The 16,133-nt window shown below is 53.7% G+C and carries 9 protein-coding genes; 4 read left to right on the forward strand and 5 right to left on the reverse strand.

All coding sequences use genetic code 11. The features are described 5' to 3' along the window. The first annotated feature begins 107 nt into the window (after positions 1-107). The 3 genes from VGJ94_07095 (at position 108) to VGJ94_07105 (ending at position 3,181) form a co-directional block, all read left to right on the forward strand. Complete coding sequence (locus tag VGJ94_07095; GenBank protein HEY3276370.1) at positions 108-1,775, forward strand: AsmA family protein; 1,668 nt, start codon at positions 108-110, stop codon at positions 1,773-1,775. 181 nt (positions 1,776-1,956) lie between these two features. Next, positions 1,957-3,039, forward strand: a complete 1,083-nt coding sequence (locus tag VGJ94_07100) for a PQQ-dependent sugar dehydrogenase (protein HEY3276371.1) — start codon at positions 1,957-1,959, stop codon at positions 3,037-3,039. Then, entirely contained in the window at positions 3,008-3,181 is a 174-nt protein-coding gene (locus tag VGJ94_07105; GenBank protein ID HEY3276372.1) for a hypothetical protein, read from the forward strand. Before VGJ94_07100 ends, VGJ94_07105 begins: the two co-directional genes overlap by 32 nt. A gap of 33 nt (positions 3,182-3,214) precedes the next feature. On the opposite strand, the gene VGJ94_07110 is transcribed toward VGJ94_07105, so the two are convergent. The 4 genes from VGJ94_07110 to VGJ94_07125 form a co-directional block, all read right to left on the reverse strand. Beyond that, complete coding sequence (locus VGJ94_07110; protein HEY3276373.1) at positions 3,215-6,139, reverse strand: hypothetical protein; 2,925 nt, start codon at positions 6,137-6,139, stop codon at positions 3,215-3,217. Positions 6,140-7,186: 1,047 nt separating this feature from the next. Next, entirely contained in the window at positions 7,187-8,053 is an 867-nt protein-coding gene (locus VGJ94_07115) for a transposase (protein ID HEY3276374.1), read from the reverse strand. A 49-nt stretch (positions 8,054-8,102) separates the two neighbouring features. Next, on the reverse strand, positions 8,103-8,456 hold the full coding sequence (locus VGJ94_07120) for a transposase (GenBank protein HEY3276375.1): 354 nt from the start codon (positions 8,454-8,456) through the stop codon (positions 8,103-8,105). A gap of 244 nt (positions 8,457-8,700) precedes the next feature. After that, positions 8,701-10,038: a metallophosphoesterase family protein gene (locus VGJ94_07125; protein ID HEY3276376.1), complete on the reverse strand. Its 1,338-nt coding sequence runs from the start codon at positions 10,036-10,038 to the stop codon at positions 8,701-8,703. A gap of 540 nt (positions 10,039-10,578) precedes the next feature. Between VGJ94_07125 and VGJ94_07130 the strand changes: the two genes are divergently transcribed. Further along, positions 10,579-12,729, forward strand: a complete 2,151-nt coding sequence (locus VGJ94_07130) for a PAS domain S-box protein (GenBank protein ID HEY3276377.1) — start codon at positions 10,579-10,581, stop codon at positions 12,727-12,729. Between the two features lie 77 nt (positions 12,730-12,806). Here the strand turns inward: VGJ94_07130 and VGJ94_07135 are convergent, their stop codons facing one another. Beyond that, the gene (locus VGJ94_07135; GenBank protein ID HEY3276378.1) at positions 12,807-15,980 is read right to left on the reverse strand and encodes a GAF domain-containing protein; all 3,174 of its coding nucleotides are present in this window, start codon (positions 15,978-15,980) and stop codon (positions 12,807-12,809) included. Between the last annotated feature and the right edge of the window lie 153 nt (positions 15,981-16,133).

Consider the following 16,133-nt stretch of genomic DNA (forward strand, 5'->3'; position numbering starts at 1 on the left):
GGGGGTCTTGCCCATCGTGAGCGAACATGTCGTAGCGACTGACTACCGCTATTGAGTCAAGATGCGTATAGTTGGAATAAGTAAATGTCCGTCACGGAGTGAGCGCCATGAGAGCGTTAAGAAGGAAGGGCCTTATGATCGCGGGCGGCGCGGTCGTCCCGGTCGTAATCATTGCGATTATTGCCGTCCTTTCGTTCAATATTAACACTCACAAGTCGAGGATCGAAGCCGCCGCCTCCAGGGAAACCGGCCTCACTGTCAGGATTGAGGGGAGAATGAGGCTCTCCCTCGTTCCCTTTGGCGTCTCGGCAAAAAATGTCCATGTCACCGGCAAGGGAGGCGAGATTCTCTCCCTTGAACGTCTCACATTGCGGGCAGAGTTGATGCCCCTGTTGCGAGGAAAGCTCTCTGTCACCGGCTGCGAGGTTGTCAAACCCGTGGTCACCGTCGTGAAGGACGCCTTGGGAAAATATAATTTCTGGACTCATGAACTGGAATCCATAAAAGGGTGGCTGGGGCCGGGTTTCAGGTTGAATGATCTCAAGCTGTCCAAGGGGTCGCTATTTTATCTTGATCAGAAGACGGGCGAAAAGACGGAGTTGAAAGAAGTCAATCTGACTATCAGGAGTATGGCGGTAGTGGATGGCCCGGGAAGTGTGGTGAAGAACATCTCATTCACGGGAACCATGGACTGCAAGGAGGTGCTGAAAAAGAATGTGAGGATGGAGAACCTCAAGGCGTCCGTGAAGGCAATTAGAGGGGCTTACACTTTCGAACCCTTTACCATCGGCTCGATCGTCTACTCTGACAGAAAAAAGGGTGAAACGACGGAGTTTAAGGAAATAAGTCTGGCGGTAAAAGATATGACGGTGGTGGATATGACGGAAGATATCATACGAGACATCTCATTTACGGGAACCATGGACTGTAAGGAACTGGCGAAAAAGAACCTCAAGGTCAACCGCATCAGAAGCAGTGTAAAGGCTGAGAAGGGGGTATTCTCGTTCAAGCCCCTCATCATGGATATCTTCGGAGCCGCGGGTGAAGGGGATATCACTGCAGACAAATCGAAAGGTAAGGCTGAATATAGAATTAATCTCAAAGTGTCGAAGCTGGATTTCGAAAAACTGGAGGAATCTTTCGACGTAAAAAAGCTGGTCGGGGGGAAGGGTGATCTTGTCGCATCCCTGACGGTGAAAGAAACAGGGGACCGCCCTTTACTGAAGGGCATGGAAGGCACTTTCTCTCTCCGGGGCGATAATCTCGTCACCTATACTATGGACCTCGACAAAGTCCTCGCAAAATATGAAACGAGCCAGAAGTTCCACCTCGCCGATCTGGCTTCATACTTCTTCGTCGGTCCTCTTGGCACTGTCGCACTAAAAGGGTACCGTTACGGGGATCTTTACTACGAGACCCAGGGAGGACGAGGCGCCATCACCCAGTTTATCTCTCACTGGAAGATTAAAAACGGCGAGGCCGAGGCTACCGATTGCGCCCTCGCCACGCGCCATTTCCGGGTGGCCCTCAAAGGCAAACTCAATCTTGTGAGCCGGCGATTTAACAACGTGACAGTGGCACTTCTCGACGACAAAGGGTGCCCGACATTTAAACAAACCATTACCGGTTCTTTCGACAGTCCCCGTGCCGGCACAGTCAGTTCGGTCGAGTCTCTTGCCGGTCCGATCCTTGATCTTTACAGGAAGGCAAAACGATATGCTCAGTCCGGCAAATGTGAGGTGTTTTATAGCGGCGCCGTGCGGCAACCGCGTTGACATACTATATGGCATGGGAACTGACGGAAGGTGACGGTAGGTATTATCCATCTCTTTGACCACAGGGCTTGACAATCTCTATGCCGGGCATACATTCGCGTGAAGCAATTGGACCAGGAAAGCTCTATTTTTCAGGTATAACAGACCGCGAAGTACACAAGATTGTAGGAAGGGAGGAAAAATGGCCACCGATGCCGCAGCCATATTTCAGCGCTGGAGATTCTCAGACATGGCTCACTACGGGATAAAAAAAATCGCAAGCCCTAATCCTCATAGCAACAGCGGGACAAGACTTATCCTCTATCTGTGTGCCCACCTTCTTACGGCACTTTTCATTCCGTTCGCAGCTTCAACTGCGGTGGCGGAGGTTCGCCTCGACAAGATCAAGCTCCCTCCCGGATTCGCCATAGACACTTACGCCACGAATGTCGAAGGCGCCCGTTCCCTTGCGCTCGGACCCGAAGGGATCGTGTTTGCGGGAAGTCGTTCGTCCGGTAAAGTCTATGCCCTCCTGGACCGCAACAAAGATCATAAGGCCGAGGAAATAGTCATTATTGCCAAAGGTCTGAATTCACCTAACGGCGTAGCTTATTTCGGAGGGTCTCTGTATGTTGCCGAGATATCGAGGATACTCCGCTTCGATGATATCATAAAACAGTTGTCCCACCTGCCTAAACCGGTCGTAGTAAATGACACGTTTCCAAAGGAGACCCATCATGGCTGGAAATTCATCGGATTCGGTCCGGACGGCAAACTCTATGTGCCGGTAGGGGCCCCTTGTAACATATGTATGAGCCATGACCCTCGGTATGCCTCGATCATGCGAATGAACCCCGACGGAACCGACCTCGAGGTATTTGCCCAGGGGGTGCGCAATACGGTGGGCTTCGACTGGCACCCAAGGACGAAAGAGTTTTGGTTTACCGACAACGGGCGTGATTGGCTAGGGAATAATCAGCCTCCCGATGAGCTCAACTGCGCACCCCAAAAGGGAATGCACTTCGGCTTCCCCTTCTGCCATGGAAGCAATATTCCCGATCCGGAATATGGGGGCAAGAGGTCCTGCACGGAATTCGTTCCCCCGCGGAAGAACCTGGGACCCCATGTCGCAGCGCTCGGGATGAGGTTTTACACAGGCGCCATGTTCCCGCCGCAATCGCAACAATATATTCATTGCCGAACACGGCTCCTGGAACAGGATACCGCCCATCGGATACAGGATTACCCGCGCTATGGAAAAAGACGGAGCCATAACCGGTTATGAAGTCTTCGTAGAAGGCTGGCTGCAGGGCTTATCCTCATGGGGTCGTCCTGTCGACGTCCTGGTGATGCCCGATGGCGCCCTCCTCGTCTCCGACGACAAAGCCGACGCCGTCTATCGCATCAGCTACCGCTCTTCCGAATAACGGGACGGCTGCTGCGGGGTTGTTCCCGTAGCGTCAGTCCACAGGGACCGAGGGTTCCTCACTATCTCCCGTCTCCTCCCCGGCATCGGCTGCCCCGGCGCCCGCTCCTCCATTTCCGGCGAGATTCACGATTACGGTAGGCATATCAAGATCATTGGAGGGCACAATGAGATCTGTGGTCACGGGGAGCGTGGTAACAGGTATGAAGGTCACCGTCACCTGGCACGCGTGATTGAGAGGGAGGTTTTTCCCCGGGCATGTATTTCTCGTAACGACAAAGGAAGGATCGCCACTCAAAGAGATCTCACCCACGGCCAGGGGTTTTTTTCCTGTGCTTTTTATTATGAAGGACGCAGCTTTCCGTCTTTTGACCTTTACCGTGCCGTAGTTTTTAACTGACGGAGTGACAATTATATGGGATTCGCTCTTAAAGACGGCGGTTACATAGGTGTACTCGTTCATCGTCACCGAACAGGTGGCTTTTGTCCCCGAACAGCCCCCTCCCGACCATCCGGCAAAAAGGGAGCTGCCGTCAGGCCGGGCAACGAGGGTCACCTTTTTTCCATCATTGAAACTGTAGGCACAGATAGAGCCGCAGTTGATCCCCCGCGGATTGCTGATAACAGTGCCCGAGCCGGTGCCTGTCTTCTCCACCGACAGGGTGGCCGTGACCGAGAAGGTAACTACTACTGTATGGGCGGCGGTGACGTTGCTGATCGTGTAGGGGTTGGTTACTGTCACGGCTTGACCGTTATCGGTAATCCCCGCGATGTTATAGCCTGATTCGGGGGTTATGGCAATCGAGGCGTTCGCTCCCCGGTTTACGCTCTGCGTTGCGGGAGCCACCGATCCGTGGCCGCCGGAGACGGAGGCATTGATCGGGTACGTGTCGGCGGAGAAGGTAACTACTACTGTATGGGCGGCGGTGACGTTGCTGATCGTGTAGGGGTTGGTTACTGTCACGGCTACGCCGTTGTCGGTAATCCCCGCGATATTGTAGCCCGATTCGGGGGTAATGGTAATCGAGGCGTTTGCTCCCCGGTTTATGGTCTGCGTCGCGGGAACCACCGATCCGTGGCCGCCGGAGACGGAGGCATTGATCGGGTACGTGTCGGTGGAGAAGGTAACTACTACTGTATGGGCGGCGGTGACGTTGCTGATCGTGTAGGGGTTGGCCACTATCACGGCTACGCCGTTATCGGTAATCCCCACGATCTTATAGCCTGATTCGGGGGTTATGGCAATCGAGGCGTTTGCTCCCCGGTTTATAGTCTGCGTCGCGGGGGCCACCGATCCATGGCCGCCCGAGACGGAGGCGTTGATCGGGTACGTGTCGGTGGAGAAGGTAACTACTACTGTGTGGGCGGCGGTGACGTTGCTGATCGTGTAGGGGTTGGCCACTGTCACGGCTTGACCGTTGTCGGTAATCCCCGCGATGTTATAGCCTGATTCGGGGGTTATGGCAATCGAGGCGTTTACTCCCCGGTTTATAGTCTGCGTCGCGGGGGCCACCGATCCATGGCCGCCCGAGACGGAGGCGTTGATCGGGTACGTGTCGATCGCGTAGGTGACCACTATGTTATGGTCCTCGGTAACGTTGCCGATCACGTAGGGATTGGCGACCATCGCGGCTTTTCCTGGAGCTGTCTGTGCGGGAGCAGCGACATGCCCGTTTTTTGTCCTGAAGCTTGAGACATTCGTGACTGACTGACCGTTATCAATAAGGCCGGCAATATGGTAGCCCGTGTCGGGGCTGAGAGTGATCGATGCGGAGGCCCCGTAAGAGACCGCCTGGGTGGCGGGACTTACACTGCCGTGACCTCCGGAAACCGAGGCCCCGACGGTATATATGGCGGCGGCGAAGCCTGCGGTTATGGCCGTATTAACCGTTGGGGTAACCGTGCAGGTCCCTGTTCCCGAACAGACGCCTCCGGTCCAGCCCGTGAAGGTGGAGCCCGTAGCGGCGGCAGCGGTGAGGGTGATCGATGCGCCCCGGGAAAAGGATCCGCTGCAGCTCGCGCCGCAGTTGATGCCTGTGGGGCTGCTTGTGACCGTGCCGGCGCCGGTGCCTGATTTGGTGACGGTGAGCGTCACGTTGTCATTCACGATGGTGGCGATAAAGCCGTGGATCACAGGGTATTGGCCGCCATCGACGTCTTCTGAAATCACGGAATATCCCACGATCTTATCCCCGCTTATGCCGTATGCGTAGGTGAAGAAAGCGCCCGGGAAATCGAGGGTGGTAAAGGCGGCGCCGTCATAGAGAAAACCGTGGTAGATATTGTCGGCATCCGCGTATGTCCCCACGATCCTGGTCCCGCTTATGCCGTATGCAAACGTGTAGGCGGCTCCCGGAAAATCTAGGGTGGTAAAGGTGACGCCGTCATAGAGAAAACCATGGTAGACGTTATCGACATCCACATAGGTCCCCACGATCCTGGCCCCGCTTATGCCTTCGGCGGACGTATAGCTCGAACCAGGTACGTCGAGGGTGGTAAAGGCGGCGCCGTCATAGAGAAAACCATGGTAGGTATCGCTGTCCTCAGTCGAGGTCAGGTATGTCCCCACGATCTTATTTCCCTCTATGCCGTTAGGCGATGTCCAGCTGCCGCCGGGGAAATTGAGGGGGGTAAAGGCGGCGGCCTCGTAGATAAAACCCCCCAGGTAATCCTGGCCCTGGGTCGATCCCACGATCCTGTTCCCGCTTATACCGTTGGCCCAGGTGCCTTCCACGAATGTGTCCGGCCATTGGAAGGAGATAAAATTGGCGCCGTCATAAAAGAAGCCGAAAACTTCCATGGAATGGCTTCCCACGATCCTGTCCCCGTCTATCCCCCGGGGCATTGTGTCTATATGGTCAGGATAGTCAAAGACCCTGTAGGTGATGCCGGAATGAGAGAAACCCGCAAAACCAATGATCACGCCAATCAAAAGAAGTGATGCAAAAATCCGTTTCACGGCGCACCTTCCCCGGTTATCATGCGAGGGATGCCGTGCCGTTCAGAATGAATGACTGGCGGTGAGTTCAGATCCCTATCAAACAAACTTCGGACAGCCCGGGTGAAGACCTGTCTCCGATTCTAATTTGTCTTATTCACTACCTATTATAGGTCCGGGAGAGGGTTCCTTGCAGTCGTTGAATCATCAATTGTTTCGTAATCGTTTTACAAGCATTAGGACGAGATATATTTCAGCTGCCGGCGACCCAGGGCGAAAGAGCAGGGACTTCAATAGTGCCGGACTGCGCCGGCCGTGGGTGTGAGCGGGATGTCCTTCAGTATTTCAATGCCGAGTGAAAAACAGCCTGAAAAGGTGGGATAGGGGACGAAAACTCGATCTGAGGCACCCTGTATACGCTCGCGGCCTCAGCGATGTACGCCTACGGTCGCGATGCTCCCAATGCGCCACATCCGGAGTTCTAATTGTGGTCATAAATTCACGTGATTAACAGACTTTACCTCCGTAAACATTCAAACCCATTCTGGAAAATGCCTTGAACATTGGACTACCCCCTCTTCCCCCCGCACTTTTCTTGCGTCGCGCCGGCCTGTCGTTTCTCCCCAATATCTCCACGCGGGGCTTTTCCCCGGCACCTTATTATTCATTCAATACTGCCGGGCTGCGCTGGCCGCTGAATCGAGGGGGATGTTCCAGGTTCGTCGTCAGGCGAGGATCGCTGGGCGCGTCGGCGTATATTGATACATCCTATAATCCTCCCGTCAAACAAAATGTTGAGTCAATTAAAATATCTAATGATATCAGTAAGCTCAATTTACTCCCCTTCTCAAGGCGCACTTCTCTTATGGGTTAAGCTTCTTTAATTGGCGGTCTCTCTCACGTACTGCGAACCGGCACCTCAGCGTTAGTATTATCCGGTATATCCGTGGGATCACCTATCATCCCTTATCCAGGTTGCATAGTTCTTGTGAGAGGCCCAGAATTGTATGTATCGAGGTCATTTGCCTCAACGCCAGAGCTCGGACTCTCACGCCAGTAATAATCTTCTTATTCAGCTATGCAATCCGGATTAAATACCTCCCTTTTCTTCATGAGGGTCCATGCGATCACCAGGAGCTTTGCAGAAAGCTTTACCCTCATCTTGAGCCTGATCCCCTTCTCCCGCTCCCTGCCTTTGAGCTTATTGGTGAAGTAGGCAACAAAGCGTTTATGTTTTATGGAAGCGCTTAGGGCTGCCAGATAAAGTCCATAACGGAGATCTCCCTTCCCTTTCTTGGAGATGACAGGAACGGTCTCGCTTTTCCCGCTCTGGCTCTTCGAGAGGTCGAGCCCTGCCATTTTGAGGACTTGTCTCTCATTCTCGAACCTATGAGGATTACCGAGGGCTCCCAAGACTTTGGAAGAGATATCGGGACCGAATCCGGGAATGGTGAGAAGGCAGGCATACTCGGGGAAGCGCGTGCATACCTGTGCAATCTTTGCGTCCGTCTCTTTAATCATCCCATGGAGCTGGTCCAATGCATCGATAAGAATCTTGCCTTCAAAGGACGTAGCGGGCATTGTCTCACACCCTATAGAGGTCTTTGCCTTTGTATAGGTGGTCAATAACCGTCTTCTTTGTGGTTCGCTTACACGCTCCGAGGAGACCATGCGGACGAACTCTTCAAAGGTGAGGGAGGCAATTTCCTTAGGGTCGAGACACCACTTCACTATGGCAGGACCTTCCACATTCCCGAAGGACTCATCCATCTCGGGGAAGTACTGGGCGAGGAGGTGGTTTCTTATTCTCGCCTTATAACCCTGCTCCAGCTTCTTGAATCTTCTTTTTAAGGAGAGGAGCGCTCGTAGTTCCCTAAGATCGGCGGAAGGGAAATCATAGAACTGGGCTTTCCCCTGGGAGACGAGATCGGCCACATTGGCGGCATCCTTGGTATCGTTCTTATCCCATCGTCCGTCTAAAAGCTCACGTCTTTTTTACCGCGGCGCCCGATTCCATCACAAGAGTATGGCCCTGCCTCAGAAGGTACTCTGCAAGGGGCTTATGGTAGTCTCCCGTGGGCTCCAGGCCGAAGACTACTTTTGTAAGGCCATTTTGCCTTCTTACTGCCTCCACATGAAAACAGAGAGACTCGAAGCCTTCACGGGTATTGGTGAAGGCGAGCTGCTTTCTCAGAGTCTTGCCTGCCGCGGTGCCGAGAAAGGCATGGTGCTTTTCTTTGGCAATGTCGATCCCGACCACCAGATATTCTTTGGAACCCCGGATCAGACTCTTCAGTTGACGGAACTCCTTTAACCTGTTATCCTCGTGAGTATTCATTAGAGAGGCCTCCTTGTATTGGTGTAGGGATGGGGCGCATCCCGTAATACCTTAACAGGAGGTCTCATTTTTTTGTAGACTGATAAAAAACTTTTTTCTATAGTACGGCCCGGGGTCTGTGTTGAGTGCATGGAATTATATAACGCCAGAGCACGCGACCGGAGCATGGCGGCGAAGATGGGACACCCTCCTCGATTCAGCGGCGGTCCAAGTGTACGAAAGATATCTCCCTGTTACCTCCCTGTCAATTCGTTACCTGGAATGTCTCTATTATTGCCCCGTCCTTGTCGATCACGGTAACCGTCATGGTATTGCCGGACACATCGAATCTCGCGAAATGGAATTTAAAGGCCGCAAAGGGGGGCCACATCTTGTTCGTTTCCTGAACACACGCCGCCTCGGGATTGATCGGGGCGCCGCCGCCGCCCAGGACGAGCCAGGTCATGCCCGCGTAGGGGCCTTCAGTCTCTGCGTGACTGTAATAGTGTGAGTGCCCCTGGAGGACCATATGGACCCCGCCCTCCTTCAATATGGGCGTGAGCTGGGCCTGCATGGCTGCATTACCCTGCAGGCATGCCCAAATAGGCGTGTGAAGCATGGCGATCTTCCAGGGCTTTCTGGAAGCCCTGAGGTCCCGCTTCAGCCAGTTCGCCTGCACGGCATCGATCGTCTGCTGCTCCGAAGAGGCGCCCTGGTATGACCACGTGTCGATTACGACAAAATGGACGGGACCGTAATCGAAAGAATAATAAAAACGGTTATTGTTCGGATAATGATAGGGATAATATTTCCGGAAAAGATCGCCTATGTTCTCGTAATTCATCACCGTTTTTTTCGCGGCGTAGGCATCGTACCCTTCGTGGTTCCCGAGAACTCCCATGAGCGGAAGTTTCGCGAAGGTGGAGTGCATGGCATCGTAGGCCGGCTCCAGGTTGAACTGTTGCACGTCCCACAGGAATTCATTCAACCCGTTATAGACATAGTCTCCCATGTGGACCAGAAGCGTCTGCCGCTGCTCGGGGTTCTGGTCCATGTCCGTCAGCAGTGCGCTCAGAACGGCGTTATGGTCAACCGGGGGGTTGAGATATTCGGCCCTCGTGTCTCCATACCCGTAAAAGGACAGAGAGGTCTCGCCGGGACGCGGTGCGGTGGTGAAAGAGCCGGTGTGAGAGAAGGTGTCGTTGGTAACACGGTAATAGTACTTCGTCGCGGGAAGGAGATTTGAAATCGTATAAGAGAACTGGTGTTTATCCGATGAGTTGCCGTCCTCATGCACCGCGATTGGGCCTCTGCCGTAGCCCGTGGTAGTTCCCCATTCTATGGTCGACATAGCGGGGGTCTGATAGGTCTGCCAGAGGACCGTCATGGCGGTGGGCCTTCCGCTGTAGATCAGGTACGGTCTTTTACGGATGTAGTCCGTGGTCCAGGGAGTGATGGACGAAGATTCTCCGGTTTCTCCACTTTTTAAAGCAGCTGCCGGCTCGCACCAGGCAGGCACGATTAAGCCCGTTGCGAGGAATACACAAAGGGCCGCAAAAATGGTGATGATACCTGATTTCAAATCTGTTCTGTTTAATGTCATAAAGCTCCATCTCCTATAGAAAAATTTACCGGCATTCGCAATATACCGTGCGTCCATTCCGATGGACCCGGGAGTTTCGCTTCCGCATCGGCTCCTTCACGGTATCCTGCAAGAAGGCTGCCGCCGGTTCGCCAGTATGGGGCTGTATGCGGCGCAAGGGCTCGGATGGAATCAGATTGTCAAAATCGTCATTCTCATGACGGTCCGCACCACAGGGGGTAGGGAAATGTATTTCAGTCGCCATTGGTCATTAATCATTAAGCGTCGGATCAGGCTCCACAGGTTATATAATCATGGACTTCCTGACCGCCCTTCGACTGGAAATAGCAGATTGCTAATCTTGTTGACAAATTTCGGACGCACCAATATACTCCTCGGTAAGCTTCATAAGAAACTTCATAAAAAAGGTTTCGCTATAGGGAAAGAGGTATACATCTTCTATGTCTGCCGGTGAACGATCCAGGGCCTTCTGTCCCGCCCAAGGGGAACCTATGCCCTCCCTGACGGCGAAAAGGCTTTCTTATTTAGGGAATGTCTCTCATGAGCGCTCAGGAACAGAAGACGATCCTTCTTGTTGAAGATGAGGCCCTTATCGCCATGGCCGAGGCCGAGGCGATAAGGCGGTTCGGGTACAACAAGGTCATCATTGCAAATTCCGGCGAAAAGGCTGTCCGCCTCGCCACTGAAAATAGAGAGATCGACCTCGTTCTCATGGACATCAATCTCGGCAAAGGCATAGACGGCACAGAGGCTGCGAGGCAGATCCTCTCCCGACGAACGATCCCCATCGTGTTTCTCACCTCCCACTCCGAGCAGGAATATGTGGAAAGAGTAAAGGAGATCACCCGCTATGGTTATGTAACCAAGGACTGCGGGAACTTTGTGCTCCAGTCCTCGATCGGGATGGCCTTTGAGTTATTCGAGGCCCACGAGAGGACTAAGGCCAGCGAAACAAAATATCGTCGGCTCCACGAGACCATGACGGACGCCTTCGTGCTCGTCGATATGACCGGAAGGATCCTTGAAGCAAATCAATCTTTCATACATATGCTCGGCTACTCGATGGAGGAATTGGCTTGTCTCACCTATCAGGATTTGACGCCTGAAAAATGGCACTCCATAGAATCGGTCATCATCGATGAGCAGATAATGGTGCGGGGTTTCTCGGATGTCTATGAAAAAGAATACGTCCGGAAAGACGGCGCCGTCTTTCCCGTCGAGCTGCGGACGTTTCTTATCGATGACGAAGAAAGAAACCTCCTGGGTATGTGGGCCATTGTTCGCGACATCACCGACCGCAAGCAGTCGGAGACGCGCCTTCGGGAAAGCGAGGAAATGATGCGCTATATCGTCCGGCACGACCCGAACGCGATCGCGGTATACGACCGCGATCTCCACTACATTGCCGTGAGCGACCGGTACCTCCAGGATTATGATGTCAAGGAAGCGGACATCCTGGGAAAACATCACTACGAGGTATTTCCGGAGATGCCCCAGAAATGGAAGGATGTGCACCAACGATGTTTGGCGGGCGCCATAGAGCGCAACGATGACGATTATTTCGAACGGCCTGACGGCTCCGTTACGTACAACCGGTGGGAGTGCCGTCCCTGGTATCGGGCGGACGGACAAATCGGCGGCATGATCACCTATACGGAAGTGACGACCGGACGCAAGAAAGCCGAAATGGCGCTTCGGGAAAGTGAAGAGAATTACCGGGGTCTTTTTCAAAACGCATCGATCGGCATATTCCACTCCCTGCCGGAAGGACGATTCTTGCGGGTGAACCCTGCGCTGGCTCAAATGATGGGGTATGCCTCTCCGGAAGAGATGGTTTCCGCCGTCACGAATATCAAAACCCAAATTTACGTCGACTCGGAAAAGCATTCGGACCTTCTCACCGCCACGCGAAAAAGCACCGGATGGGTTCACGCCGAGAGTCGCTACCGCCGCAAGGACGGCACTATTATCATTGCAAATGTGACGGTGCGCAAGGTGCTCAACGCCGACGGCGCAATAGCTTTCCTGGAGGGGTTTGTTGAGAATATCACCGAGCGTAAGGAGGTGGAAGAACGGATCAAATCCGTCCTCTTCGAGAAGGAGCTCCTCCTCCATGAGGTGCATCACCGGATCAAAAACAACATGAACGTGATCATGAGCATGCTGTTGCTGCAGGCAGAGACATTACAGGACCCGTTGGCAGTCGCCGCCCTTGCGGATTCGAGAAGCCGCCTGCAAGGCATGATGGTACTGTATGACAAGCTCTACCGGTCTACCGATTTCAGGCAGATATCTACAAAGGACTACCTCGCGTCTCTGATCGATGAAATTCTCAGGAATTTTTCCACCCGGGGATCGGTTACCGTGGAGCCGCACATCGATGACGTAATCCTTGACGCGAATACGCTATCCTCTTTGGGTATGATTCTCAATGAATTGCTTACGAACACAATGAAACATGCCTTTATCGGCCTGGATCGGGGATTGATAGGCGTCTCATTTTCAGTAAAGGAAAACCGTGCAACCCTGATTGTATACGATAACGGCACGGGCATTCCGGAATCGGTTGACATCGCAGCCTCCACCGGGTTCGGGATGCAGCTCGTCGGCTTGCTCACGGAACAGCTTGACGGAACCATCCGGCTTGAACGCCGGCATGGGTCGAAATTCGTGCTGGAATTCGGGATATGAGGTGTGAGAGGGACAAATAAGGGGCGTCCGCAACTATGACTCCCCCATCGGCTCAGCGCCTCATGCAGCTGACGGCATTATGGCTCGGTCTTCCCGTCCAATGCCCGCCTGACCGCTTTTCCCAGTTCCCGTCTGGCCAGCGGTTTCATGAGAAACTCTTTTATTCCCGCTGCCGTGGCCTTTTCCTTATTCACGCTCTCACTGTAGCCGGTGCAAAGAATGATCGGCAGATCTCCCCGTATCTTGAGGAGTTCTTCGGCAAGATGCAATCCGGTGAGCTGGGGCATGGTCTGGTCTGTGATCACGAGATTAAACTGAGCGGGGTCTTCGGAAAACATCCCGAGGGCCTTCATGCTGTCCGTCATGGCGGTCACTTTATAACCAAGTCTTTCCAGGCTCGCTTTCGCGAAGGCGGTCAAAGTTTCTTCATCGTCGACAAAGAGGATGTGTTCTTTTCCATTAGCGATTGGCCCGGCTGTCGAGACTTTGGGCTCCTCACTTTCCGCGGCCTTTGGAATGAGTACCCGGAATGTCGAGCCTATCCCGGGGATGCTTTTGACGCTGATATCCCCCTTGAGGCTCTTCACTATCCCGTATGCCACGGCAAGGCCCATACCGGTCCCCTCCCCTCGTTTCTTCGTGGTAAAGAAGGGCTCGAATATTCTCTTCGTCAACTCCGTATCCATCCCTATGCCCGTGTCCTTCACCGTGAGCCTGACATACTCTCCGGGGGCCGGGTTATCGTGCCGTGTTCCTGATTTTATTACGGCATCAGCAACGGCTATGCTCAAAGTGCCGCCCTTTTCTCTCATTGCATAGGCCCCATTAGTGACAAGGTTCATGATTATTTGCTGTATTCCGGTAGCATTGGCGAAAACGATATCGGTCTTGGCGCTCGATTTCAGGTCCAGCCGAACTGTGGTGGGAATCGAGGCGCGAAGCAATTTAACCGTTTCATCGATAACGGGGGTCAGACGCAGGGGAGTGATCTTATATTCGGTCTTACGGCTGAAGGTGAGTAACTGTCGGATTAAATCCCGCGCTCTGAATGATGACTTTACAATGTATCGAAGGTTCTTCGCCAGTAAGCTGCCTTCGGCCACCTCATCCAGCGACATTTCGGCGAATCCCAATATGGCGGCGAGGATGTTGTTGAAGTCATGGGCTATGCCTCCCGTCAATGTTCCTAAGGCCTCCATCTTCTGAGACTGCCGGAGTTGCTCCTCCAGGCGCCTGCGCTCCATGGTCTCCAATTGAAGGCTGTCGTAGGCGCTTTGCAGCTCCGTAGTCCTTTCCTGCACCCGGAGCTCGAGCTCATAATGGGCTTTCCTCAGCGCTGCTTCAGCCTGTTTGCGGTCCTCAATGTCCGTATTCGATGTCAGCCATTTTTCAAGTTTTCCCTTTTGATCGCGAATCGGGACGGCGTTGGTCGAAAACCACCGGTAGCTGCCGTCGTGTCCCCTGATGCGGAATTCCATCGCACACGCCTGTTCGTTCCTGAGCGCTTCTTCCCAGATAGCGGTGACTACCGGAACATCTTCGGGATGCAAATGATCAAGCCAGGCATGATCCAACCGGTCTGCCTCGGTGCTCCCGGTGAACTGGAGCCACTGCCTTCCCATGTAATCGGCCCGGCCGTCAGGATGGCACGTCCACACCAGGTGCGGCATCGCCTCGAGCATCTCGCGCTGCCGCCTGTTGCTCTCCCGGAGCTCCTGCTCTGCTCGCTTGAATTCCGTTATATCCGTCATGATTGCCCCAAAAACCGATCCGCCCAAGTGAAATGCCGATATGAGCAAATGAATCCGGCGCGGCGCGAAGTACCGTTCTATTCTTATCGATTCACCCGTCTTGACGACATGTTCAAAAGGGCCGAGGAATGGCAGGGGAGCGCGGTCGTCATATATCTCGCTCATGCGCAGACCGATAATTCTATTTACCGGCCTGTCGGTTTGGCGCAGGAATGCGGGGTTTACCTCCAGCACACGCCAATCTACAGGGTTGCCGTGCTCATCGTAAAGAAGCTCGGCAATTGCCATCACCTCGTTCATGTTGTTAAACAGGGCGTGATAATTTTCTTCGCTCTTGCGGAGAGCGTCCTCCGCGAATGCGTGCTCGATCATGTCGCTTGCCAGGCGGGCGAGCATGTCCATTCGCCTGAGACTATGCTCGTCAGGTACGTGAGGAGCACCGTATTGGGTGGTGAGGATACCGAGCAGGTCTCCTCTGCGGCTCACGAGAGGCGTTGACTGCACTGCCCTCACCCCGGCATCCCTGAGCACGGCGAGTGATGACGTTCCGGCCAAAAAGGGGCTTGTCTCCACGTCCTCCACAATCACCCGTTCTCCTCTTGCGGTCGCCTCGCCGCACACGGAAGCGACGTTCCCGGCTGAACCAAAAAAGTCGAGGAATTGAGGGGTGTGGTTATAATGAGCCACAATGCGAAGCCTATTCCCGTCCATGAGCTGAAGCGTGCCCTTACGGGCATCCATAATAGCGATCGTCGCGTTCATGATCTCCTGCAACAAGGGCTCGAGTCCGTGGTGCCCCACATTTTTGATGCTCAGGGCATGCATTTTAGTGAAAGTGCGCAGGTTCACCGCGAGACGCGCCTCAGCCTCCTCACGCTCGATAATTTCATTGCGGAGGTTTTCGAGGAGCCTTGCGTTATCAAGGGCAATCGAGATCGATACGGCAAGGTTTCGCGCGAAATCGAGATGAACCTCATTAAATAAGAAGGGGGTCCCGTAGTTGAAGAAACATACCCCGATGGCCTTCTGCCCTGACATGACGGGAACGACGAGAACGGAACGGACGTTCCGGTTGATCATGTGCCGGCGATTGACCCTCGGATCGTCCCACGCATCATTGACCGCCACGATCTCACCAGCGTGGATCGCATGGACGGCGTGGGGCTCCGCCTCATCATTCATCTCCATACCCACAACGCTCTTCGGAAAGCCGTGCACGTGACTGACGACCCAGCTCCCGTTCCTGGGAAGGGATATTGCACCTGTCTCGCTCCCGAGGGCCGCGGCCGCCTCGGAGATGACCGTCTGCATCACCTCGTCAAAGTTCGGGGCAGAATGTATCGATGTCTGAATCGATAGAATGGCCCGGGTAAGACGGGCGGCTTCCTTGCGCAATTCCGTCTCGGATCGAAGCGCCTCTTTTGCCTGTGTGAGCTCGCTGGTTAATTTTTCGACCACCGCATGAGGCTTCAGGTTTGGTTGATCGGTTTTTGTTCCCATAAGAAATTCCCTATCTGTATTTGTGACAAATGGTTGAGTACTGGGATTCTCTTCGCTTCTATGAATGATAAAGCAATCAGGGGATTTGTTAAAGTGTTTTTGTGCAAAAATTCTCTTCCGACCGGTTTTTTTGTGGAGAATTTTTGCAAAAAG

The organism is Syntrophorhabdaceae bacterium, assembly GCA_036504895.1.
GTDB lineage: Bacteria > Desulfobacterota > Syntrophorhabdia > Syntrophorhabdales > Syntrophorhabdaceae > PNOM01.

What these genes read in the sequence shown, in the direction of transcription:
- VGJ94_07095 (HEY3276370.1), top strand. Translation starts at nt 108, where the DNA reads ATGAGAGCGTTAAGAAGGAAGGGCCTTATGATCGCGGGCGGCGCGGTC.
- VGJ94_07100 (HEY3276371.1), top strand. Translation starts at nt 1,957, where the DNA reads ATGGCCACCGATGCCGCAGCCATATTTCAGCGCTGGAGATTCTCAGAC.
- VGJ94_07105 (HEY3276372.1), top strand. Translation starts at nt 3,008, where the DNA reads ATGGAAAAAGACGGAGCCATAACCGGTTATGAAGTCTTCGTAGAAGGC.
- VGJ94_07120 (HEY3276375.1), bottom strand. Translation starts at nt 8,456, where the DNA reads ATGAATACTCACGAGGATAACAGGTTAAAGGAGTTCCGTCAACTGAAG.
- VGJ94_07125 (HEY3276376.1), bottom strand. Translation starts at nt 10,038, where the DNA reads ATGACATTAAACAGAACAGATTTGAAATCAGGTATCATCACCATTTTT.
- VGJ94_07130 (HEY3276377.1), top strand. Translation starts at nt 10,579, where the DNA reads ATGAGCGCTCAGGAACAGAAGACGATCCTTCTTGTTGAAGATGAGGCC.
- VGJ94_07135 (HEY3276378.1), bottom strand. Translation starts at nt 15,980, where the DNA reads ATGGGAACAAAAACCGATCAACCAAACCTGAAGCCTCATGCGGTGGTC.